General features: G+C 54.7%; 24 protein-coding genes and 4 tRNA genes. 13 read left to right on the top strand and 15 right to left on the bottom strand.

Going from position 1 to position 20,504, the window contains the following annotated elements:
- From AC5S16_RS21475 to AC5S16_RS21425, 11 genes are all read right to left on the bottom strand, one after another.
- Positions 1 to 378, bottom strand: a 378-nt coding sequence (locus tag AC5S16_RS21475; protein ID WP_493932165.1) for a GTP-binding protein, incomplete at its 3' end; no start/stop codon positions are given.
- 46 nt (positions 379 to 424) lie between these two features.
- A complete protein-coding gene (locus tag AC5S16_RS21470; protein WP_493932164.1) occupies positions 425 to 688 on the bottom strand; it encodes a hypothetical protein in 264 nt (87 codons plus the stop codon).
- Positions 685 to 1,149 carry a hypothetical protein gene (locus tag AC5S16_RS21465; protein ID WP_493932163.1) on the bottom strand — a complete coding sequence of 155 codons (465 nt, stop codon included), beginning with the start codon at positions 1,147 to 1,149 and terminating at the stop codon, positions 685 to 687. Before AC5S16_RS21465 ends, AC5S16_RS21470 begins: the two co-directional genes overlap by 4 nt.
- A 16-nt stretch (positions 1,150 to 1,165) precedes the next feature.
- The gene (locus AC5S16_RS21460; RefSeq protein WP_493932167.1) at positions 1,166 to 1,453 is read right to left on the bottom strand and encodes an antibiotic biosynthesis monooxygenase family protein; all 288 of its coding nucleotides are present in this window, start codon (positions 1,451 to 1,453) and stop codon (positions 1,166 to 1,168) included.
- A gap of 46 nt (positions 1,454 to 1,499) precedes the next feature.
- Positions 1,500 to 1,808 carry a hypothetical protein gene (locus AC5S16_RS21455; protein ID WP_493932162.1) on the bottom strand — a complete coding sequence of 103 codons (309 nt, stop codon included), beginning with the start codon at positions 1,806 to 1,808 and terminating at the stop codon, positions 1,500 to 1,502.
- 28 nt (positions 1,809 to 1,836) lie between these two features.
- Positions 1,837 to 1,911: transfer RNA gene (locus tag AC5S16_RS21450), tRNA-Gly, on the bottom strand.
- 149 nt (positions 1,912 to 2,060) lie between these two features.
- Positions 2,061 to 2,136 (bottom strand) — tRNA-Thr (locus tag AC5S16_RS21445).
- A 73-nt stretch (positions 2,137 to 2,209) separates the two neighbouring features.
- Positions 2,210 to 2,398 carry a hypothetical protein gene (locus AC5S16_RS21440; RefSeq protein WP_493932161.1) on the bottom strand — a complete coding sequence of 63 codons (189 nt, stop codon included), beginning with the start codon at positions 2,396 to 2,398 and terminating at the stop codon, positions 2,210 to 2,212.
- 30 nt (positions 2,399 to 2,428) lie between these two features.
- A tRNA-Tyr gene (locus AC5S16_RS21435) sits at positions 2,429 to 2,516 on the bottom strand.
- Between the two features lie 134 nt (positions 2,517 to 2,650).
- Positions 2,651 to 2,726, bottom strand: a tRNA-Thr gene (locus AC5S16_RS21430).
- Between the two features lie 363 nt (positions 2,727 to 3,089).
- Positions 3,090 to 6,542 (bottom strand): carboxypeptidase-like regulatory domain-containing protein, encoded by a 3,453-nt coding sequence (locus tag AC5S16_RS21425; RefSeq protein ID WP_493932160.1) that lies wholly within the window; start codon positions 6,540 to 6,542, stop codon positions 3,090 to 3,092.
- Between the two features lie 251 nt (positions 6,543 to 6,793).
- On the opposite strand from AC5S16_RS21425, the gene AC5S16_RS21420 reads away from it, so the two are divergent.
- The 9 genes from AC5S16_RS21420 to AC5S16_RS21380 all read left to right on the top strand — a co-directional run bounded on the left by AC5S16_RS21420 (position 6,794) and on the right by AC5S16_RS21380 (position 14,195).
- Positions 6,794 to 7,699 (top strand): hypothetical protein, encoded by a 906-nt coding sequence (locus tag AC5S16_RS21420; protein ID WP_493932159.1) that lies wholly within the window; start codon positions 6,794 to 6,796, stop codon positions 7,697 to 7,699.
- Between the two features lie 11 nt (positions 7,700 to 7,710).
- Positions 7,711 to 8,034: a hypothetical protein gene (locus AC5S16_RS21415; RefSeq protein WP_493932158.1), complete on the top strand. Its 324-nt coding sequence runs from the start codon at positions 7,711 to 7,713 to the stop codon at positions 8,032 to 8,034.
- 73 nt (positions 8,035 to 8,107) lie between these two features.
- Positions 8,108 to 8,575 carry a nuclear transport factor 2 family protein gene (locus AC5S16_RS21410; RefSeq protein WP_493932157.1) on the top strand — a complete coding sequence of 156 codons (468 nt, stop codon included), beginning with the start codon at positions 8,108 to 8,110 and terminating at the stop codon, positions 8,573 to 8,575.
- Positions 8,576 to 8,729: 154 nt separating this feature from the next.
- Complete coding sequence (locus AC5S16_RS21405; protein ID WP_493932156.1) at positions 8,730 to 9,713, top strand: hypothetical protein; 984 nt, start codon at positions 8,730 to 8,732, stop codon at positions 9,711 to 9,713.
- Between the two features lie 79 nt (positions 9,714 to 9,792).
- Positions 9,793 to 11,121 carry a PQQ-dependent sugar dehydrogenase gene (locus AC5S16_RS21400; protein WP_493932155.1) on the top strand — a complete coding sequence of 443 codons (1,329 nt, stop codon included), beginning with the start codon at positions 9,793 to 9,795 and terminating at the stop codon, positions 11,119 to 11,121.
- Between the two features lie 260 nt (positions 11,122 to 11,381).
- Positions 11,382 to 11,966: a hypothetical protein gene (locus AC5S16_RS21395; RefSeq protein WP_493932154.1), complete on the top strand. Its 585-nt coding sequence runs from the start codon at positions 11,382 to 11,384 to the stop codon at positions 11,964 to 11,966.
- A gap of 102 nt (positions 11,967 to 12,068) precedes the next feature.
- Positions 12,069 to 12,968 carry a hypothetical protein gene (locus AC5S16_RS21390; protein WP_493932153.1) on the top strand — a complete coding sequence of 300 codons (900 nt, stop codon included), beginning with the start codon at positions 12,069 to 12,071 and terminating at the stop codon, positions 12,966 to 12,968.
- Positions 12,958 to 13,734 carry a HEAT repeat domain-containing protein gene (locus AC5S16_RS21385; RefSeq protein WP_493932152.1) on the top strand — a complete coding sequence of 259 codons (777 nt, stop codon included), beginning with the start codon at positions 12,958 to 12,960 and terminating at the stop codon, positions 13,732 to 13,734. The genes AC5S16_RS21390 and AC5S16_RS21385 overlap by 11 nt, the downstream gene beginning before the upstream one ends.
- A gap of 83 nt (positions 13,735 to 13,817) precedes the next feature.
- Positions 13,818 to 14,195, top strand: coding sequence for a cupin domain-containing protein (locus AC5S16_RS21380; protein WP_493932151.1), 378 nt, complete (start codon positions 13,818 to 13,820; stop codon positions 14,193 to 14,195).
- A gap of 63 nt (positions 14,196 to 14,258) precedes the next feature.
- Here AC5S16_RS21380 and AC5S16_RS21375 read toward each other — a convergent pair whose 3' ends face one another.
- A complete protein-coding gene (locus AC5S16_RS21375) occupies positions 14,259 to 15,233 on the bottom strand; it encodes a M23 family metallopeptidase (protein WP_493932150.1) in 975 nt (324 codons plus the stop codon).
- Between the two features lie 265 nt (positions 15,234 to 15,498).
- On the opposite strand from AC5S16_RS21375, the gene thiL reads away from it, so the two are divergent.
- From thiL to AC5S16_RS21355, 4 genes are all read left to right on the top strand, one after another.
- Complete coding sequence (gene thiL, locus AC5S16_RS21370) at positions 15,499 to 16,518, top strand: thiamine-phosphate kinase (protein ID WP_493932149.1); 1,020 nt, start codon at positions 15,499 to 15,501, stop codon at positions 16,516 to 16,518.
- Between the two features lie 27 nt (positions 16,519 to 16,545).
- Positions 16,546 to 16,767, top strand: coding sequence for a hypothetical protein (locus tag AC5S16_RS21365; protein WP_493932148.1), 222 nt, complete (start codon positions 16,546 to 16,548; stop codon positions 16,765 to 16,767).
- A gap of 417 nt (positions 16,768 to 17,184) precedes the next feature.
- Complete coding sequence (gene gltX / locus AC5S16_RS21360) at positions 17,185 to 18,690, top strand: glutamate--tRNA ligase (RefSeq protein ID WP_493932147.1); 1,506 nt, start codon at positions 17,185 to 17,187, stop codon at positions 18,688 to 18,690.
- Positions 18,687 to 19,274, top strand: a complete 588-nt coding sequence (locus tag AC5S16_RS21355; protein ID WP_493932146.1) for a hypothetical protein — start codon at positions 18,687 to 18,689, stop codon at positions 19,272 to 19,274. The genes gltX and AC5S16_RS21355 overlap by 4 nt, the downstream gene beginning before the upstream one ends.
- Positions 19,275 to 19,322: 48 nt before the next feature.
- On the opposite strand, the gene AC5S16_RS21350 is transcribed toward AC5S16_RS21355, so the two are convergent.
- The 3 genes from AC5S16_RS21350 to rsmD are packed head-to-tail and all read right to left on the bottom strand — an operon-like array spanning position 19,323 to position 20,503.
- Positions 19,323 to 19,640 (bottom strand): BrnA antitoxin family protein, encoded by a 318-nt coding sequence (locus tag AC5S16_RS21350; protein WP_493932145.1) that lies wholly within the window; start codon positions 19,638 to 19,640, stop codon positions 19,323 to 19,325.
- Positions 19,609 to 19,893 carry a BrnT family toxin gene (locus AC5S16_RS21345; RefSeq protein WP_493932144.1) on the bottom strand — a complete coding sequence of 95 codons (285 nt, stop codon included), beginning with the start codon at positions 19,891 to 19,893 and terminating at the stop codon, positions 19,609 to 19,611. The genes AC5S16_RS21350 and AC5S16_RS21345 overlap by 32 nt, the downstream gene beginning before the upstream one ends.
- Positions 19,894 to 19,933: 40 nt before the next feature.
- On the bottom strand, positions 19,934 to 20,503 hold the full coding sequence (gene rsmD / locus AC5S16_RS21340) for a 16S rRNA (guanine(966)-N(2))-methyltransferase RsmD (protein ID WP_493932143.1): 570 nt from the start codon (positions 20,501 to 20,503) through the stop codon (positions 19,934 to 19,936).
- Position 20,504: the final 1 nt, after the last annotated feature.

Raw genomic sequence — 20,504 nt, 5'->3', positions numbered from 1 at the left:
CTGACGCGCCAGAAGCACGTGCTCCTTGGTCTGCGGCATCGGGCCATCCGTTGCTGCCACCACCAGAATTGCGCCGTCCATCTGCGCCGCGCCCGTGATCATGTTCTTGATGTAGTCGGCGTGGCCCGGGCAATCGACGTGCGCATAGTGCCGGTTCGGCGTCTCGTATTCCACGTGCGCCGTCGCAATCGTGATGCCCCGCTCCCGCTCCTCAGGCGCATTGTCAATCGTGTCAAACGAGCGGAACTTGATGTTCGGATTGTGCTTCGACAACACCTTCGTGATCGCCGCCGTCAACGTCGTCTTCCCATGATCAATATGTCCGATCGTTCCCACATTTACGTGCGGCTTCGACCGGTCAAATTTCTCCTTCGCCATACCTCGTTCCTAAGTCCTTCCTCAAGTAAATACTGATACTTAATCTCTAAGCGCCAAAACCTATCGGAATTTTTGACACCTCAATGCTTGGCTCAATCTCTACAGCAGCAGTGGCAAAATAATCCCACTTCAAAAGCACTACCGGATGAGGCTTACCAGCAGCTGATTTTCCTACCAATATCCAAACTCCCAGATCATCCACAAACTCTACAAACGCCTGAACTGAATCTTTCTCAAATACTCCTGCTAACGCCAGCTTTCCCTCAGGCGATAAACGAAAGCGAACAACTCTTCCCTGCAGCCATGTCATGAGGCTGCTCTTGTGCTAACGGGATCCAATGCTTCCAGGAGTAGACTCTTAAGCTTATTCAAACTTTCCACATCTCCTGAATCAACAACATCATCAGCAATATCCAGCGGGACTTTAACTACTCTTAAAGGCCCCGTAGACGCAACTCTGGCGAGCCAAACAAAATCAACGCCCTTGCGCATTAAAGCGTCCAATTTATAGCTTGGCCTGTATCGTTCAAGGATGCTGATGATATGTTGTCCCAACTGCTGCCCACGTTCGCGCTGGCGCTTTTCGCCAATCTCTTGAACCAGGACACCGCGAGCATACTCCGACTCAGTCATCTCAAACCTACGGGCTACTTCTTTCTGCTCATCATCGAGCACAGGCAATTCTCTTTCCGGCGCCTCCATGGCTCGACGCCAGTCTTCCGACGAGCTAGTCGTTCCAGAGATATAAATTTGAAATCCTTGTGTGGCCATAAAAGAATTCCTGTACCTATTCGGAGGGGAATGCGCCGATTCTGCGCTCCCAATCCGTTAATCCTGACAATTTCACATCCAGCGTCTCGTAGCTTTCCCCGTTGTCACGGCAGAAGCTTCGAAAGGCTGCTTCGGAAGTCCACGCATGCAGGGCGAAAAACCGCGCCGGATGCTTGACGCTCCGCACTAATTCAATACCCAGAAACTCCGGCGATTTCCGGAGGAGCCGGGCCCAGGTCCCATCGGGCGCATACGCTACCTGGAACGCCTCTTCGCAACCCGCCCGCACCTGAAATTCCCACATCACCACGTAAAAGCTGGGTTCAGAAGGCTGCGCAAATCGGAATCCCTCAGTAATAGGCGTACACCTTCAGATACTTTGCGCGCAGTTCAGGGGCCACTTTCTCGATCAGCCGCAGATACTGCTCGCGAATCTGCCCGCGGTCGGCGTCGCCCAACGATCCATAGAGCGCCGGGGTCTTTTCGCCGAGAAACCCATGGGCCAGAATCGCCTCGAACTGCCTTGCGCGGAGCTTCGCTTTTTCCACCTGGCGAAGAAACTTCGCCGCATTCGCCGGAGCAAAGGCCTCTTCGAGCGCCCGCTCCACATCGGCAAAGGTCTTTTCATCCTGAACTGGAATGACTGCCTGCTCGAACATGCTTACCGCGTACTCCGTTTTTAACTTCTGGAGCGGGAGACGGGAATCGAACCCGCGACCAACAGCTTGGAAGGCTGTGACTCTACCACTGAGTTACTCCCGCGCTCTACTGCCATTAGGAACCGGGCCTAAAGGCCCCTTTTTTGCTGTGCCTTATTTCCCTGCGCTAAAAGCGCAGGGCTTCTACCCAAATACACACAAAATGGCCGCCGAAACGTCGGCGACCGGAACTGATAACCAACTACAAATCTCTGGAGCTGATGACCGGGATTGAACCGGTGACCTCTCCCTTACCAAGGGAGTGCTCTACCAACTGAGCTACATCAGCTCTTCGTACTACTTCAAAACCTCAAAAAAACTGACAACCTGTCAGTACCGGACCTCGTACTACCCGAAAAACTTTATTGCGGATTCTCTTCGTTATCGTACCGCGAACGCGCGGTCAACAGAATACGAAGAGCGAACCCGCCGAGCACGATCAGGACCAGCATGCGAACCCTGCCGGGGTCCATCGTGCTCCATGTCAGGGCTGCGAGAACCGCTAAGACGAGGAGCGCTACTGCTTTGCGCTGAAGGCCTCGCACGTGCATGTTCGACCCGCTTCCCTGAAAATCTTTGACTGGTGCACAGGGGAGGATTCGAACCTCCGTAGCTCCAAGGAGCGGCAGATTTACAGTCTGCTGCCATTAACCACTCGGCCACCTGTGCATCCCTTTTCCGTGAATTTTCAGCCGTTCCGGACACCAGCCGTCCTTTGCAGAGCCTGAAACTGCTCCAAACTTGAACAGGACGCTGTCAGGTGGAATGACTGCGGATTCACGCTTTTCACGAGGCTGGAATTCTGGAGCTGGCGAAGGGATTTGAACCCCCGACCCTCTGATTACAAATCAGATGCTCTACCAGCTGAGCTACGCCAGCCCGGATCAGCCACATACTCCTATTTCGAGAGACACTGCCGCGTCCGCTGAAAGAGTCGTACAGATTCAAAGATTAACACACGCATAAGAGCGCTGCAATGCGATGGAGCGAAGGATGGTGGGTCAATTTTCAAAAATCTACCGCCAAGGCGCTAAGGACGCCAAGGTCGGCTAAGAACAAGCTTCAGCGAAGCTTCAGCTAATGCTCAGGATAGGCTCCTGACGCGGAGTCCACGCATAGAGTCCGCAGAGGAAATCTCTTTCACTACAGACCAAACTATCCAGTACCGAGCGAAGAAAGAAAAGCCTCCCGCTCTGGCATGGAGCGGGAGGCATAGGGAGGCTGCACAAAGCAGCTATTAGCTCAGAACTGGTAGCGCAGGCTGAACTGCAGCTGGCGCTCTGAGGAGTAGGTGTTGCCCTTCTGCGTCACCTCGCCGAAGGTGCCGCTGGTGGGGTTGGTGTCCGGAGTATCGAGGTTCGGATGGTTCGTGAAGTTGAACGCTTCCGCCTTGAACTGGAGCTGGTGGTTTTCGTGTCCCGGGATCACGTGGAAGCTCTTGAGCAGCGCGATGTTCCAGCTCTGGAAACCAGGGCCGTAGAGCGCGTTGCGCGTGCCACGAGGGGCGAGCGTTCCGTCAGCAGGCTGCGCAAATACCGTGGGATCAAACCAGAAACCGCTGCTGCCGCCGCTGTTGCCGGCAAACTGCTTGCTCACGTTCGGCTTGCGGTTCATGACCCAGAGCTGGTTTCCTGCTCCGGGGCCGACGCCGGCAAAATCATCGCCGGTGCTGACCGAAAACGGTATGCCGGTCTGCGCCTGCGTAGTACCGGAGAGCTGCCAGCCTCCAACTGCTCCGCGGGCAAAGCGATTGCTGAAGTTCGCTCCGAACGGAATATCCCACACATAATTCACGACAAGGATATTGCGAATATCGAAGTCGCTGGGACCATAGTTCGGACGGGGGTCGTAGTAATTCGGCAGCTCATAGCCGGGGCTGGAGCCATAGTCGAGGCTCTTTGACCAGGTATAAGCGACGCCGAATAACAGCCCCTTGGTCATGCGGCGCTTCAGGTCCACCTGCAATGCGTTGTATGTGGAGCTTCCGGCATTCGTGTCCTGCAGAATGGCGGAGAAGCCGCGATAGGGGCGCAGAGCGTCGGCCTGCTTCACGTTGGGATTGGCCTGCACTGTTCCCGGCTGCAACTGGTTGACGTTCTCGATCTGAGAAAGATGCAACCCGCGACGGCCTACGTACTGAATGGTGAAGGTGGCAAAGTTGGGAATTTCCTGCTCCACCGCAGCGTTCCAGCTCCAGGCATTTGGATCGGGAAAGTCATAGGCTTGCGAGGAAAGCGCCAGCGGCAGCGAGTTCACGCCAGCGGCGCCCGGATTGTCGACCGAGCCCGCCGTGACCGTCGAGCTTGGCTGGAAAGGAGCGTTGCCGCCCAACTGCACCGAGTCGCTGATGCCGATACGCTGCACGAAGCGGCCACCGCCAAAGCGCACCACAGTAAGCGGAGCCACCTGGTAGGTGATGCCGAAGCGCGGCTGGATGTTCGTCCAGGTTGTTTTGGAATAGCCAGGACCGTATCCACGGAAGAGCCGGCTGTACTGGCCGTTCAGGATATCAGCCGGGACGTGTCCCTGTGCCGAGCTGGGGAAAGAACCGCCGGGGATCACGACGCCGTTATATGGATCGCCACCGGAGAGGAGCCCGGTCGTCGGATCGACGTTCGGAGCAAGCGATGCCTGCCATGATTTCGGATCGAAGACGGACTGGTTTCTCCAAAGCGCATAGAAGGGCTGTATGACGCTGTAACGCACGCCATACTCCACGACGAGCTTCGGGGTGGCACGCCAGGAATCCTGCGCGAAGCCTTCGAACATGTTGCCGCGGAAAAGCGTGTAGGACTTCTGCCCGATTTCTCCGTATGTATCGAACAGGCCCAATGCCGCATTACCGACCGCTGCTCCCGATGTCGGATTGGAGTTGCGAAGATCCGTGAAGGCAAATTGCCCGTTCTGGTTGTTGGTTGCGCCAGGCGTCGTGCTGCTTACGCTGATCTGATCAAAGTTGTTCTCGCCAGAACGTTGCCACAACCCGCCAAACTTGAACGTGTGGTTGCCGAGCACCTTCGTCAGGCTGTCGGAGAGATTGGTAATTACGCCACCGGAGTGCGATGGATAAGGACCACCATCAAGCGTCGTGAAGTTGGCAAGATTGATGGTTGGGATCTTGTTCGGAACCAGCTTCTCGCTGGCTGGATAGAGATATGGATAGTTAATTCCGTACTGATCGCGGTTATACAGGCCGTTAGAAGTGTCGTATGAAATGGTGATGTGATCCGCAGAAGCCGAGAATGTGGCTTCATTCACCATCGTCGGGCTGATCGTCCAGGTATAGTGCAGAACGCCTACCTGGTTCGGCCAGTGCCACTTCTGCGGGGTGCGATTGAAGTTGCCGGAAAATGGGTTGGTGTAGTCGTAGTTATAGTTCAACAGGCTGAAGCGCAGGTGATGTGCATCTGCCGGAATATAGTCGATCACCAGCGTATCTTTGCGCTGATCCTGCGGATATGGCGCTTGCTGCTGCCAGTTGAAGCTGCCATTTTCGTTCGGCGCTGGATAAGCATTGAGAAGCGCAAGACCATTTGCGCTTAACTGGTCCTGCGGAATGATGTTGCCGGGATAGTCAGCACCAGTATTCGGATTTTTCAATTGAACAGGCTTCGAATAGAAGATATTAGGCCCCAGCAATTCGCTGAAGTTGCCTTGACGCATCAGGTTCGTAGGCACTTTTTCATTAGTCTGCGTTACTGTCTGCCGGTAACGGATGTATTCCTGCCCGGCGAGGAAGAAGAGCTTCTGCTTCGAAGTGTTGAATACATGCGGAATGTAGACGGGGCCATTCAGGTTCCAGCCAAACTGATTGAAGCGAAAAGGCTGGGGGTGACCAGCAATCTCGGGCTGATCTGAATTATTGCGATACCAGGTATTTGCATTGAAGAATGAATTGCGCAGATATTCATATGCTGAACCATGAAAATCGCTCGTTCCACTCTTCGGCACCATGCGGATCAATCCGCCCGATGTACCGCCATATTCTGACGGGTAGCCAGTGGTAAGGATCTGAACCTGCGAAGTGGAATCCACATCGGCCACACCGATCTGAGTGCCGTTCGCACGGGTGCGGATCATGGGTGCGCCGTCGAGCGTCAGCAGAGTTTCATTGCCGCGCGCGCCATTGACGTTGGGACCGCTGAAGTCCGGAGCAAAGTTGAAAGATGAGATGGCGGCGTTGCGCGCCACGCCTGGTTCGAGCTGTGAAAGATAGATCGGATTGCGGCCATTCAACTGGATGGTCTTAACCTGGTCGCTGGTTACGAGCTGGCCTGCTGCGGCCGACTCGGTCTGCAGCGTGTTGGCATCGGCCTGCACGGTCACTGTGGTGCTGGTGTTGCCGGTTTTGAGCGAGGCGTCGACTTTGCTGCCAATACTAGGATCGAGGTGGTTGCCGCTCAGGACGGTTGATTGAAAACCAGGCGCTTCCACACGGACGGTGTAGCTGCCGGGCGCGAGGTTGGTGATGGTGTAAAAGCCGTCGGCGTTGGTGACGGCACTGCGTTCTGCTCCAGTGGCCTCGTTATGAATGGTGACTTTCGCATTAGGCACGACGGCGTTGCTTGGATCAGTGATGGTGCCCGAAATGGAAGAGGTATCGGCCTGGCCGAATGCCTGAGGAATCTGGAATAAGAAGACGGTAAGAAGGAAGAGCAGGAATGATGAAAAAATGGCCTTCCCACGAATGTGCATGCTGCCTCCAGGGACTATGTATGGAAACGATACCTTCACAGGAAATTCGCGCTGGAATCGTTTCCACAATTTTCCCGTTTTATTGCTTCGCAGCAACGATTGTCAAGTTAGTACACCTGATTCCTGATGGATTCATTACTCAGGCAACACCTGCCATTGCAGCCGCTTCTAACGTGCGGCATTGAGCCTTTTGAGGATTTCCCTGTTATGCTTGGCTTCCTGTCAGCACCATCGTTAAGAAAGTGAGGCGGATGCTGTCACGCTTGAAAGTTTTGGGATTGCTGCTTGTTCTTCCCTGCCTGGCCGTCTCCTGCAAGACGTCGGAGGATGCACGCACGGTCGCGGTGCAGATGACGGCAACGGCACGCGATCTCGACGGCTACTATACCGCTCTGGCTGAGGTGACCGGCCAGCACGCAAAACTGGAGCGACTGCAAAAGGCCCTGCTCGACGTTCCTCTCGATGAGGAGGATCTCGCTCAACTGAAAACTGCGCAGGAAGAGCTCGAAAAGCGCCGCGGCGTGGCGCAGCAGCTTGGGGAACTGGCGGAAGCCTTTTCCGGACTGGCGCGGTCGAATGCGGCAACCGATGTATCAAAGTCCGCTGCAAACCTGGGCACTGCGCTGTCGGCTATACAGAAGCTGCCGGGTTCTTCCTATGCGCCTGATGTTCTGGAACATGCAGGAGAGGTGCTGACGAAGCTGGCGCAGGAGCATGACGAGCGAAAGATGGCGGGAGAGATCGATCCGGCAATTGCTGCTCTGGCCGAGGTGTATGCGCAGGAGAAACCCGTCTATGAATCGATCAACCGCACTTACATCGGGCTGGCGCAGAGCCTGGCGCTTGAGCTGCTGCATCGCAACCAGGTGGATGCCGGCAGCCTGATGATGCCCGCACTTGCGCCGTTTGGCCTGGCTGCGCGCTTCCCTGAGGAGAAACTTTCGCCGGGACTCGACGATTATGCGCGCGAGCAGATTCAGGAACGAAGTCAGGCAGAGATTGCAGCACACGCTGCGGCTTCAGCCGACATGGAGCAGGCTCTCAAAGAACTGTCGAAGCATGTCCACGAGCTTGCTGCAGGCCAGCATCTCAGCGAGCCGGGTAAGGCTGGGCATGTGAACCTGCAGCACTGGACTGCGATGGTTCCTGCGCACTGATAAGGAGACTCATGGGAGATTCGCTGAAAGCTCTGGAAGACCAGTACATGCTGCTGACGCAGCAGCTCTCGATGATTCTGGCCGCGTGCAAGACGCAAGCGCAACGCAATGCAGTGATGAAGCAATACGTCACATCGCGACGCAATTACTGGAACAGCATCAACAAGATTTTTCATGATGACGATCCGGAGGCCATGGCGCTAGTCCGGCAGATGGGCGATGCCAAACAAAAGATACAGGACTGCACGAACCATCTGAACAAGATTGCGCAGGTGATTGATGACATTACCAAGGCAGTGACCGTGGGAACGCAGCTTGCAGGGCTGGCAGGATAGTTTGATAGCTTGGCTCGTCGCCACTCTCTGACTATAGTGGCTGGCATTCAAAAACCGGGCGAGGGGAAACATCATGAAAATCAAGTGGAACCATGCAGGCATTGCTGCAATTTTTCTTATGGTGACTTTGAGCACTGCGAAATTACAGGCTCAGAAACAGAATGATGACGAACTGCTGCGTGTGCGCGAACAGGTATGGCGGGCATGGTTCGATGGAAATGAAATTTTGCTCAAGCAACTGGTGCCGCCGGGATCGATTGCCATCAACGGCGGAGAGCAGAAGTGGGACACGCAGGCGACGATTCTTGAATCTGCCGTGGCCTTTCACGCGGGCGGCGGAAAGCTGGTCCGGCTCGAGTTTCCGCGGACGGAGGTGCAGCATTTTTGCAACGTCGCGGTTACATATAGCCAGTTTCTTTACGAGATTGAGCAGGGTGGCAAGCGTTCTGTGAGATCCGGCAGAGCTATGGAGGTCTTTGTACTGAGCAATGGTAAATGGACGAATCCCGGATGGCATACGGATGCTGAGGGGAATGAATAATCCGCCTTTCCGCGTCGAGAAACTACCACAGAGAGCACCCTTCGACTGCGCTCAGAGCAGGCTCCGGACACAGAGGCTTCACAGAGACTTGCCTTAATGGAGTTTCTATCTGCTCAGGTGAGATGATGGATGCACTGTGAGGTGAGTCCCCCTGATGAAACACAGGCGCACGAAAATCACCCTGGTGATTGTCGCCGTCATTCTTCTATTGCTGGCTTTTGCGGTGTATCTGCGCAAAAAGGCGCCCCCGGAAGCGGCTCGACTCCTGCCTGAATCGGATGGCATTGTGTACCTGAACCTGCGCCCGCTGCGTGTGGCTACGCATTTTGATCAGCGCCCTGTCTCACACGATCCCGACTATCAGAAATTTATTGACGCGACCGGCATCCAGTTTGAACGCGACCTGGATGAAGCGGCGTTTGCTTTGCACCGCATGCCGAATCCGGCGGGGCCAAATGGGCCCGTTGCGTTCTCTGAGGTTTTTGTTGGGCACTTCGACGGGCGCAGGCTCGGGCATTATCTCGAAGGCTCGGCGGCCTCGCAGGAAACTTACGCCGGACATACCATCTATAACGTTCCCAGCGATGGACGTATGGTGCGTGTGACTCTGTTGGGCTATGACATGGTCGCCGCCAGCAACGCGCCTACATCGGAACAGATTCACTCGATTCTTGATCGTTACCGCACTGCGGCACTCCCCTTCTCGGGATCGAGCCTGTTGACGGACCACTACCAGGATGTGCCGCTGCTTTCACTCGCATGGGGCGTCGGGCAGATCGGGCTTCCGTTTGGAGACAGCGGCAACATTCACATTCTTGGACTAAAACTTCCGCTCGCATTTGACGCTACGTTTGTTGCCTCTCTCCGCTGGGCCGGCTCGCTGCGGCTGCGGCTGGAGGAGATTGCGCCCACGGAAGGCGCCGCGACAGCTTCTGCAGAGTCAGTACAGACACTGGTGACACTGCTACGCGCAGTACAGCCAGTTGTTGAAGGGACAAGCAGCGCAGACTGGAAGACGCTGCTCGACAGCGTGAAGATTGAGCATCACAAGGACCGCGCTGTGCTGCTGGCCACGCTGCCGCAACCTCTTCTTGAAAAGCTCATGACTCCAGGCGCGCTGCAACAGTCGCAAAGATAATTTTGCGACTATGATGGGTTTGCACGGCATCTCAAGTGGTACTACCACTTATCTGTACATCCTGGGAGGAACTGAGGGTATGAGGAGATATTTCTGCACTGCTGTCTTTCCGGCGGCCATGGCTTTTTTCCTGCTGGCCGCTCCTGTATCACACGCTGATGGTCCTCCGTCGGGAAAGGTGCTCACCGGCCAGGCCGCTTTTACCGACTACAGCAAGGAGAAACCCGGCGTCCGCCGCAAGCTGACCGTAGCTGATCTGCCTCAGCCCTATGCAAGCAAGGATGTCGACAACGGCGCAGAGGGCGTGAAGATTGACCGCCCGCAGGGCGCCTGGCCGCAGGCTCCTGCCGGCTTTAAGGTGGACCTTTATGCGACAGGCATGAACCAACCGCGGCTCATCCGCACCGCTCCGAATGGCGACCTGTTTGTCGCACTCAGCTATGAGAACAAGATTCTGGTCTTCCGCGGCGTTGGCGCAGATGGCAAGGCAAAGCAGGTGGAAACTTTTGCTGATGGGTTGAGCTGGCCTTTCGGCATTAACTTCTATCCTGCAGGCCCAAACCCGAAGTGGGTCTACATCGGTAATACCGATGGCGTAGTTCGTTTCCCCTATCAGGTTGGCGATATGAAGGCGCGCGGCGCAGCGCAGCACCTTGCTGATCTTCCCGGCGGAGGAAAGCTGCGCGGCGGCGGACACTGGACGCGCGATATTGTCTTTTCGAAAGACGGCACGAAGATGTTGGTTTCGGTCGGCTCGCATTCGAATGTGGACGATGCGGACACGCATCCGGAAGAAAACCACCGCGCCGATGTGCTCGAGTTCACGCCTGAAGGCAAATTTCTCAAGGTCTATGCCTCCGGCATTCGCAACTGCGTAGGCGAGGCGATTCAACCTGTCACCGGCGAACTGTGGTGCTCGACCAACGAGCGCGACCGGCTCGGCGACAATCTTGTTCCTGACTACATCACGCATGTGCAGGAAGAAGGATTCTACGGCTGGCCCTGGTATTACATGGGGTCGAATCAGGACCCGCGTCATGAAGGCAAGCATCCGGAGCTGAAGGGGAAGGTGATTGTGCCTGATGTTCTGCTGCAGCCGCACTTCGCGTCGCTTGAGATGAACTTCTATGAGGGCTCACAGTTCCCCAAGGAGTACAAGGGCGATGCCTTTGCCGCTGAGCATGGCTCATGGAACAAATCTGCGCGTGCCGGATACGAAGTGATTCGCGTGCCGATGAAGAATGGCCATGCCACAGGCGAGTATGAGGACTTCCTCACCGGCTTTACGACGGCAGACGGCCATGTGTGGGGGCGGCCTGTGGGCGTTACGGTCGGAAACGATGGATCGCTCTTCGTCACCGATGATGGATCGGGATCGATCTGGCACGTGACCTACACCAGAAAATAGAATAAGAATCTTACTCGTCAGCTAACAAAGGCCGCCCTGTGCGGCCTTTGTCATTACTTTAGTTCAAAATTTATAGGTTCTTAGTTAAACGAAATTTATCTTGACAGCTTGTTTGCATAGGTGTCGTTATGTGTGCGCAGTTACTTAAAAAGTCTTAACTGATAGGTTAGATCAACCTCTTTACACTGCCTTTTCTGTTCTCCATTAAGTTGCATTGACATTTGCACTTATGTGGTCTGCGTGTCCGCTGGAGGAGAACTATGCGAATTGTAATCGCTTTAATTGCAATCTGTGCTGCCTTCTCGAATGTTGGAATGGCCCAGGAAATTGTCATTCCACAAGATGTTGCCCAACGACAACAAGCATTACCCGACACTGTGCTATATGGCGTCTTGTTTCGACAAGCTGCAACTTTCAAAGACAAAGCTGATGAATTAGACCGCCAAGGCAAGGACGGTTCTCCGTTCCGTAACCACTTGGCGCACAAGCTTCAAGTCACACCAGAGGAAGTTCTGTCTCTCAACACCGCGGCATTGCAATATCGAACAGAAATTGCGGATGTAGAGAATGAAATTCAACAGTCTGTTGCACGTTTTCAGGAGCAAAATTCCCACTTGGTTAAGGGGCAGCTTGTGCCGCCTCCGCCACCCGAAGCTCATTATCTGTGGCTCAAACATGAAGATGTCGCGAGACGTGCGCACGACCGCTTCCACGCGCTCGTGGGAGATGAGGAATTTGCGCGGATTGATTCTCTTGTTAAGGAACATATAACAAAGAACTTCCATCCTATCCAACCATCGCAGCAGTCAGTTGGAGCTACTGGCCCGACGCAGGGGGAACGATGAAAATAACACACTACTTGACCACTGCAATTATTTTCTATCTGATGCTTCTGCCGTATCACAACACAAACGCACAGGAATTTTATCCTGAAGAATCTGGCGCCTTTGGTTACACAAGCATTGATTTCGATCAACAGACCCAACGTGGTTACGGCTTATTCAGAAACGGACTTCTATGGTGAAGGCCCTTATTACTATCAAGCTACGGTAGAGTTATGGAGCAATGGGCAATATGCCTTCGGCCAATCACCTAACCCATCTTATCTTTCGGCAAGCGCCACGATTACTTATCAAGGCTCTGCGGGTAATACTTATACTGCAACCGGGGAGCACACTGCTTATATCAGTACGAAATTTTTTGGGGGACTCCTGAACGACCCCTATGGGCTGGAAGAATGGGCCGCTTATGGTATCGATGACCCATGGGAGTATCCATTTGCAGCATTTGGCCCTGAAACATCGCCGGAAGCGACTATGCCCTTAGGTGATACCTATGATTCAGCAATGGTTACCATTCCAGCTAAATGTGGAGATATACGAGATACTATCATCGGGGAGTATGAAACTTATGGTACGCCCCATTGGCCGCAATGCTCAGAATTCAGCAACAGCGGAAGCTCAGAGTATTTTACTTTTGCCAACCTTAACACTGGAAACTATAGCTGGGCGATCTTAGAACCATATTTCTATGAAAAAATGGACGCCTTATGGACGTTGCAAACTTTTACAATAAACAGCGCTTATCGCAATCCGGCCAGAGAATACGCAGCAGCAACCTCAAATGGGGGAAGGTATGCTCTTGGGAGCCGACATCAGTATGGTGATGCAGTTGATGTTGCAACCAATTCCCTAAGCACTTGGCAACCATATGCAAATAATGGGCACACCCTCGGAGGATGCGTTGAACCGTTTAGTGTTCAAAGAAATTACAACCATGCACATATTGATTGGCGAACCTTAGCAACAACGGGGCAAACATGGAGCAGATGCCCGAATGGGTGGTAAATATTTGAGATTTCTGCTCAACACAATAGTTCTCATGCTTTTCACCATGCTAGGCATGCCGTCGAATGCCCAGCATGGTGAAGTTACACCTCAAATCATTCAAGATCTACAGTCGGGTCGATGGCAGGTTCGTCGGGATGCCTTTGAACATCTTTTAGCGATTCCCGATGCTGTTGACCAACCACATGTTCAGGTTCTTTTAATTCAGCTAAGAGAACGTGAGAATATAGAGTCTAATAAAAATGACCCAGACCTTTTTGAAGATGATGACTATCTTGTCTATGATGACCGCTTTACATCCCTAGTACAGGAAATTGCGGTAAAAAATAATAATGGACGCGCATGGGATGCCCTTGCCAATATGCGCTATAATCCTGACTCGGAATACGGAAAATGGCTGGCAAGCCACCAGGAAGCCTTGCCATCTCTGGAAAAGCTTCTGCACAGCCCATATTTCCCCAGAAGAGCAAACGCTGTTTACGATATTTCCTTAATGCTCGCAAATTCAAAGGCCTTTGAATCAGTTAAAACCTTTTCTCCGCAAAAGTATCGTGAACTAAAGTCCGCTATACGCGTGAAAGCGGCTCATGAAAACTGGATGGTTCGCTATAACGCGATCAAGGGGCTCGGTTTAACAAAAGACCCCGAGGATATTCAACTTTTGGAAAAACTGGCAAGTGATGCCCACGACAAGCTAATGAAGAAAACTGCTTTAGAAGCTGTGCAGGCTATCAGAGAGGGCAATGTAAGGATTCACCCTGATTGATTTTCCAGCAAGCTCTGTAAGTAATTTCCTGCGACTTGCGACGCGCTCTTTCCATCCACTCTGCATGGGAGGAGCGCGCCACGATGTCTACTGTCGAAGATTTCCCCTACGAAACACGCCTCAATATCCTGCATGAGCCGCTTGAGCTGATTGATGAGAAAGCCCTCTCGGCTGCCTGTACCTACAAATGGTTTAATCAGACGCTCTGTCAGGTGAATGATTCGGTGGTGCGTCTCGGGGTGGTGGAAGGCGAGTACCACTGGCACAAGCATGAAAATGACGATGAGTTTTTCTACGTGGTCGAAGGACAGCTTCTGATCGATCTAGAGCAGCGCACCGTCAGCCTCATGCCAAGACAAGGATTTGTGGTGCCCAAGGGAGTGAAGCACCGCACGCGCGCTCCGCAGCGGACTGTGGTGTTGATGGTTGAGAATTCCGGGGTGATTCCTACGGGGAATTGAAACCCATCGGGAAAATGCAAAAGGCCGCTCGCGAGCGGCCTTTCTTTGTTCTGCTGATTTGGCTTATTGCATACCGCCGGTGCTGGTCTGCGATCCGGTGCTGGCGATCTGCGGCATGGTGTCGCGCAGGTATTTGTGCGGATTGACAGGGGTGTCACGGACGCGTACTTCGTAGTGAAGATGCGGGCCGGTACTGCGGCCGCTGGTGCCAACGTAACCGATGATCTGGCCGCGAGTGACTTCCTGGCCTTCGGTTACGGCATAGCCGGACAGATGTCCATAGAGCGTCTTGACGCCGTAGCCGTGGTCGATCACCACTTCACGGCCATATCCTGAACCACGGTCAGCCATTTCTACTGTGCCATCGGCTGTGGCGCGTACCGGTGTTCCAAAGCTTGAAGAAATGTCGATGCCGGCATGGAAGGCGCCTTCCCCATTGAACGGGTCCTGGCGTTCGCCAAAGGAGCTGGTCACCGGTCCAACTACCGGCCACAGCGAGGGCGCATTGGCGAGGCTCAGGATGTCGCCTCCGCCGCCAAAGGGACGCGAGGAGTTGAGGTTCAGCCCCGGATAGACGTGACCGGAGAGCGCAGTGCGGCGCAGCGTGGTCATTTGATCGAATGATTGGACGTAAGCCTGTTCATTGAAACTGTCAGAAGTATCGGTAAGCGGAGAATTTGCAGCCGCTGACGGAGCTTTGGCGGCGGATGAGGCCAGTTTGTTCTGGCGCAATCCATAGAGCGCGCTGATCTCGTTCGCCAGGGAGCCGAGCGAAGCCGCCTGCACTTCCTTCTCGTGCGCCACCTTCTCCAGCTGCGCGTAATCTTTCTGCAGGGCTTCGCGCTGCGAGCGGACCTGGTTGAAACTGGCTGTCTTGAGCAGCATGCGCGAATACGAGCCCGCCATGCCGGTGATGGTAAACGCGCCTACGATGGCTGCCGCCACGAAGACGTATGCGTAATGCAGCGGAATAGGAAGCTTCCGCAAGCGGCCATCTTCTTCGCGGGCAACAAAAATGATGTAGTAACGTTTACTCAATATCTTTTGCTCATCTGGGGAAAGTGCATTCAGAATCGTGTCCTGCGGGATACGCGGACTTCTGGATTCAAGCCGTGAACTGTTTCCAGAGATTCTCTGAAAGACGCTAACAGGTTGACGGAGTTCGGTCAATCTACGTTTAGCCGGATGATCCTTTTTTTGTTACCTCGGTCAGGTTACTTTGTGTCGCATAGAAAACTTCAGGGGTATGCTGGGTTTCGTGCCGGCGAAAAGAAAATCAGCACTCATCCCAGGCGAACGGGCCTTGATTGAAGTCATACGCAAGCGCGTCTCCAGGCGCGGAATCGTACGAACAGGTATCGGCGACGACTGCGCAGTGTTGCGTCCAAATGCCGGCGATGAAGTTCTGATTACGACGGATTTTTCCCTGGAACAGGTGCATTTTCGCCTGGACTGGCATCCTCCGGAGACCGTTGGACACCGCTGCCTGGCGCGGGGACTAAGCGATCTGGCGGCAATGGGCGCAAAACCTGCGGCTGCATTTCTTTCGCTGGCAGTTCCAGCGAAGCTGACTGTTGCTGAACGCGGCGCGAACTGGGTTGAGCGGTTTCTGGACGGACTGTTGGCCCTGGCGGACAAATATCGAGTCCCGCTCGCCGGGGGAGATACGGCGCAATCGCCTGCCTTTGATGAAAGCGGAAGCCGCCAGACCGGCATGGCGTCAGCGGATATTGTGCTGGTGGGCACTGTGCCCCGAGGCCGGGCGCTGCTCCGTTCGGGCGCACGGGCTGGAGACCTTATTTACGTCACCGGCGCGCTGGGGGGATCTGCCGCAGAGCTTCTGGCCCTCGGGCGCAATCCGCAGGCCTTCCGGAAATTGACCAAGGCGGCGCCGGGACACCCGCATCTTTATCCGGAACCACGTTCAGGCGTGGGAGCCAGGCTGCTTTCGTCACGGCTGGCGACTTCTGCGATTGACATAAGCGATGGGCTATCGACCGATCTTGCTCACCTCTGCGAGGAGTCCGGCCTGGCGGCTGAAATTCATGCTGCTTCGATTCCTGTTCACCCTCTTGCCCGGAAAGCTGAGTCCGATGGCTGGGTTCCTTCGGCATTGCATCTGGCGCTGCATGGCGGCGAAGACTATGAGCTGCTGCTTACGGCTCCTGCTGCCAGGAAGATTCCTGCAAAGATTGCCGGAGTGCCTGTCCATGCGATCGGGGTTATGAAGCGGCATGACCGCGGCAAATCGTTCATGGAAATTATCGAAAAAGACGGCAAACGATTGCCTATGGATGCAGGGGGGTGGGAACATTTTAGATAAATTGAATATTTTGTCTAAGATATTCTTATGAAATCCTCCTCTGTTACCGAAGCCAAACAAGGCTTGGCTACATTGCTGAATGCAGCACAGCGGGATGTTGGTGTGCCGCTCTCCGCACAGGAATATGCGCGCCTGCGGCAGCTGAATTCAGCGGAGTTTCAGAATTTCTGTGACCGCGTTGCCAAACAGGCTGCATCGCGTGGAATGAACGCCTCTGTCCTAAAGCATCTGCTACCTTCCGCCGACTGATTAGGCTGGATTAAGAAATAGTGTAATCGGAAAGAGACTGCAGGTACCTCCGCTACATTTTGCTCCCGCCGGAATGACAATCTGTTTAGAGATTGCACTAAAAACTAATTCGCTCTAAGGCAGTGTCTGGCGAATCGAATACTGCATGATTGGCGATGAAAAACGATTCCTCAGGGGCTAAAGCCCAGACATATTTTTGCCACTTCCGGCACGGCTAAAGCCGTGCCCTTTCAAAACCATTGCCTCCGTGGATTCGGCAGACACCGCCTAGTACAAGAACTCGCATGGTAGATATTCGCAACGGAGAAGTCCCCATTCAGTTTGTGAATGGGACTTCTCCGTTGTGTGCCCGTCTGGCAAAGACCGCCGTCCGCGCAGGACCCGCCGGAGACAAATCTTGATACTCTCGAAATAGTTATGCATACGAACAGGACGCGCGTTCGTTTCGCGCCTTCGCCGACGGGATTGCTGCATGTAGGCAATGCCCGCACAGCGCTTTACAACTGGCTGGTGGCTCGCCATGCGGGTGGCGATTTCATTCTCCGCATTGAAGACACGGACGTTGAGCGCAGCAAGGAAGAGCACGAGGCGCAACTGATCGAAGACCTGCGCTGGCTTGGGCTGGACTGGGATGAGGGGCCGGAGATTGGCGGGCCGTATGCTCCGTATCGGCAGTCAGAACGACTCGATATTTATCGCACACATACCGACCAGCTTTTAAGCGAAGGCAAGGCTTATCGCTGCTTCTGCACCTTTGAAGAGCTCGAGGCTGACCGACTGCGCGCTGTCGCTGAGCACCGCCCGCAGGTGTATTCCGGCAAGTGCCGCGCGATTGCGAAGGCGGATTCCGATGCGCGTGCTGCGGCGGGCGAGCTGTTTGCGGTCCGTTTGCGCATTCCGGAAAAGCCTTTGCGCTTTCACGATATTGTCCGCGGCGATGTTGAGTTTTCGAATGAGACGGTCAGCGACCCGATCCTTGTCCGATCAAGCGGCATGCCAGTCTATAACTATGTTGTCGCGGTCGATGACGCGCTGATGGAGATTACGCATGTGATTCGCGGCGATGACCACATCTCGAATACTCCCAAGCAGGTGGCGATCTACGAGGCCTTCGACTGGCCGGTGCCGCAGTTTGCGCATCTGTCGACGATTCTGGGCAGCGACCGCGAGCGGCTTTCGAAACGCCACGGTGCTACTTCGATTGCCAGTTTTCGCGAGATGGGCATTCTGCCCGAGGCGCTGGTAAATTATCTGGCGCTGCTGGGATGGGGCGCTGAGGGCGGCACGCGCGAGACCTTCACGCCGGAGGAGCTGGTGAAGGAATTCAAGCTGGAGCGCGTGACGGCTTCGCCTGCGGTCTTCGATTTCGACAAGCTGCACTGGTTGAACCGGCACTATCTGAAGCTCGCCGACCCTGCGCGCATTCTGGAACTGGCATGGCCTTATTTTGAGAAACTTGGTCTCTTGCCTGCGCAGGCTGCTGCCGATCAGGACATTGTTATGTGGTTCGGCAAACTGGTCGCGCTCTTTCTGCCGGCTGTCGATCGCCTGGAGCAGCTGCCGGAAAAGGCGCAGTTTGTTTTTCGCTTTGATCCGGCTGCGGCGCGAGGCAATGCCGAGAATGAAGCGATTCTCGGATCAGAAGCAGCGCAGAAAGTGCTTGCGGCTTTTGCCCAGCGCGTTCGCGGACATGAAGGCGCGGTGACTCCGGAACTCTTTAAGGCCTGGATGAATGAGACCAAAGCCGAGACCGGAGCCAAGGGCAAAGACCTGTTTCATCCCGTCCGCATTGCGCTGACGGGAGCGCATTCGGGACCGGAGTTCGACAAGCTGATTCCTATTTTTGAGGAAGGCAGTGGATTGTCGCTTCCTGTGCATGTTTTGAGTGTGCGGGAGCGGGTGGAGATGTTTTTGGGCGCATGAGCATTGCAGCCAAGCCGGTGATCGATCTCTCTTTTCCGCATAGCTGGTCGGTCGAGGTTCTGGAGAAGCGTCCTCTGATTGCTCCTGCGCGGCAGTTTATCTACCCCAAGCAGGTGGAAGAAGTCGAACGCGGCGCTCTTGAACTGCTCGTCAAGCCTGAGAATGGCGAGAAATTTCTGGCGACCTGTGCCGTGGGCTTTGCCGATCCGACTGCGCCTACGGGCGTTTGGAGCTGCCCGCATACTGACTGGCTCTGCGCCGTCTCCGGAGGTTACGCTTACCTCATCGACACGCTTCAGCCTGAGCAATGGAGCATGGTTCCCTATCGCCCTGTGCTTGCGGTGCGTGCTCTCGTCGAACAAGAACTTTTACTCTTTGTCGGGCACCACTCCATCCTTGCCTGGGGACGCGATGGGCAGGCGTGGCAGTCGCAGCGGCTTTCGTGGGAAGGTGTCGAGATCACCGACATTGTCGATCACACGCTCTGCGGCCTGGGCTGGGACCTGATGACGGACAAGGACGTGCCGTTTGTGATTGATCTCAGGACCGGTGAGCATACCGGCGGGATAAATAGTCAACAATAGCCTGCGACCAAATGGCACCGAAGGTGCGTATCCCCGTGCGGGAAGCACCTAGGCGGTTTTCTTTTTCCGGATGGCCGATTTCAGTGTCTGATCGATGCGCGTTTGCCAGCCCGGGCCAGTGGCCTTGAAGTGCTCCAGCACTTCGGGCGAGAGACGCAATGAAACCAGCTGCTTCGTCGGGGCCTTCTGCGGGCCGCGCTGGCCGCGGCCGTGAATGATGGTTGCCTGATCCCAATAAGCATCGACGGCCGCATCATCATTCGGATCGTAGGGACCATCTTCCGGATCGTAGGGAATATGATCGCCTTCCTTGTATGCTCGTACTCGCTCCCAGTCAGTCTCGCTCTTCTGCGCGTGCTTTTTCATAACGTCTCCTTTCCCTGCGAGATGCGTGGCGAAAAGAAATCACACGCACATCTAAATCTCGTTCTACATAGACCAGAGCAAGCACGACACCGAGCACATCTACTATGGCAACATCCATGTATCTGATCTCATTGTTACGAGTCGACTCAATGGTGAGCTTCTCCGGGTTCTCGTAAACCAGGTGAGCATCGGCGAAATCCAGTCCATGTTTCTTGAGATTGGCCTTTCGCTTCGCCTCGTCCCATACGATCACACTTTAATTGTAGCTACAATTAAAGTGCCTGGCTATAAATTTATTTCGAATGTATGGCTGAATAAAAACTCAGCGCGGCGTCTCCTTGTTCGAGCAGCCGGTAGCGATGGAGGCCTTCATATGCTGGCTCGAGTTTCTGTTTGCGATGATGTTCGGCGATCACGATCGCTTCGGGCATCAGCAGCTTTCTGCATTCACTGCTAAGCATTCCGAGTACCAGCGCATATTCTTCCGCAGCTTTGTATGGAGGGTCGAGGAAAATCATACCGAAGGACTGCCCTTGCTCCTTGAGTCGCTTCAACGTTGCCGCAACACTGCGGGTTTCAAGCTGCCAGCCTTCGCGAATTCCGAGTGAGGTTAGATTTGCGCGGATCGCGGCAATGGCCGGCGCAGCCTTTTCCACAAAGACTACCTGCCTTGCTCCGCGGCTCAGGGCTTCGATTCCATTTGCGCCGGAGCCTGCATACAAATCGAGAAACGCAGCGCCTTCGATGCGCGGTGCGAGCACGTTGAACAGCGTCTCGCGCAGGCGGTCGCTCGTGGGCCGTGTATCGAGTCCTCGCGGAGCAGTAAGTGTGCGGGAGCGGTATGTTCCTGCGATGACGCGCATC

The organism is Acidobacterium sp. FHG110202_01, from assembly GCF_059115305.1.
This window is presented reverse-complemented; position numbering and strand designations above follow the sequence as displayed.